Origin of the sequence: Corynebacterium gottingense (assembly GCF_003693265.1) — a bacterium.
In the GTDB taxonomy this organism is placed as follows: Bacteria; Actinomycetota; Actinomycetes; order Mycobacteriales; family Mycobacteriaceae; genus Corynebacterium; species Corynebacterium gottingense.
In genome coordinates this window covers 1-1,386 of record NZ_RDRE01000134.1, presented here as the reverse complement: position 1 = coordinate 1,386, position 1,386 = coordinate 1, and the positions used below count along the sequence as shown (strand labels likewise).

General features: G+C 69.7%; 1 protein-coding gene and 1 pseudogene. Both read right to left on the bottom strand.

Annotation, left to right across the window (positions count from 1 at the left end; all coding sequences use genetic code 11):
• Window positions 1–110, bottom strand: a pseudogene (locus EAW56_RS12225) (DNA-binding response regulator); the annotation flags it as partial.
• Complete coding sequence (locus EAW56_RS12220) at window positions 107–1,207, bottom strand: sensor histidine kinase (RefSeq protein ID WP_122086827.1); 1,101 nt, start codon at window positions 1,205–1,207, stop codon at window positions 107–109. The gene EAW56_RS12220 and the pseudogene EAW56_RS12225, both read right to left, overlap by 4 nt.
• Between the last annotated feature and the right edge of the window lie 179 nt (window positions 1,208–1,386).

The window sequence follows — 1,386 nt, the reverse complement described above, 5'->3', positions numbered from 1 at the left end:
GTGCCGTCCGCGCCCTCGGCGACGACCTCGATGTCGCCGAAGGAGTCGAGGACGGCGCGGAGTCCGGCGCGGACGACCGGGTGGTCGTCGATAAGCATGACCCTGATCATGGTGCCTCCTTGCGTTGGACCGGGAGCGTTGCCGCGAGCACGTTGCCCTCCACCGAGAGCTCACCGCCGGCCTCCTCCACGCGGGCGCGCAGGCCGCGCAGGCCGAAGCCCTCCTTGCCGGACATGCCGCGGCCGTTGTCAAAGACGTCGACGGTAACGGTGTCGCCCAGCTTATCCACCGTCACGACGGCTTTCGAGGCGTGCGCGTGGCGCACCACGTTGCTTAAGCCCTCGCGGACCACGCGCTCGACCACCTCCGCCGCAGGGCCGACCACGTCCACCACGTTGACCTGCACCTCCAGCGGCTCGCCGAGGGCGCGCTGCCGGTCCTGCGCGGATTGCGCCAGCGCCCGGACCTGCTCCGGCAGGGTGCGGCGCGGCGGCTCGGCCCCGCCGCCCTCCGCGTTCACGGCCACGAACCGGCGTGCCTCCGCGAGGTTGTCCGCCGCCACCTCGCGGATGGTGGTGAGGGTGGCGCGCGCGGTGTCGTCGTCAAGCTGCTTGTCCAGCGCCCTGCCCAGCAGCACGATGGAGCTCAAGCCCTGCGCCATCGTGTCGTGCACGTCGCGCGACAGGCGGGCGCGCTCCTCCGCCGCGCCGCGGTTGCGCTCCGAGACCTCGAGTTCGAGCGCGAGCGCCTTGTAGTGCTGTGCCTCGGCGCGAAGCATGTTGTAGATCTGCACGGTGACCACCGCGACCACCGTGCCGATGGTCGGGCCGATCAGCCCGCCCACCCCGGAGGCGGGCACCGTCACGCTGAGTGTGAGCGCCAGCATCGCGGCAGCCACGACCAGGCTCGCGGCGGTGGGCAGGAGGATGGCGGCGAGGATGACCAGCGGGAACTCCAGCCACACGTACGCTTCGGACCGCAGTGCCAGCGCCACCCACAGCCCCGTGATGATGGCGAGCCACGCCCACGACGCGCGCGCCGAGTACTCCATGCCGCGGTTGTGCGCCACGGTGCCCGCCAGGTAGACGGCGGCGAAGAGGAGCGCGAGCGGCGTGAAGTCGCCCAGCATGCCCACGAGCAGGAGGACCGCGACGAGCAGGTGCAGGCTGACGCGGAGGACGGCGAGGATTCGGCTGGTGGTTTGCACGCGCACAAGCCTAATCAACCGATCGGTTGACTCAAGGTTCCACCGCTCGCTCGATGTGGAACGGTGCAGGTCAGGCAGATAATGGGGGCATGTTCGTTGGATTGAGAGAAATTGGAAACGCTAAGGGTCGCTTCGGCCTGATCATTGGCGTCGTGGGGCTGATCACTCTCCTCGTCGTC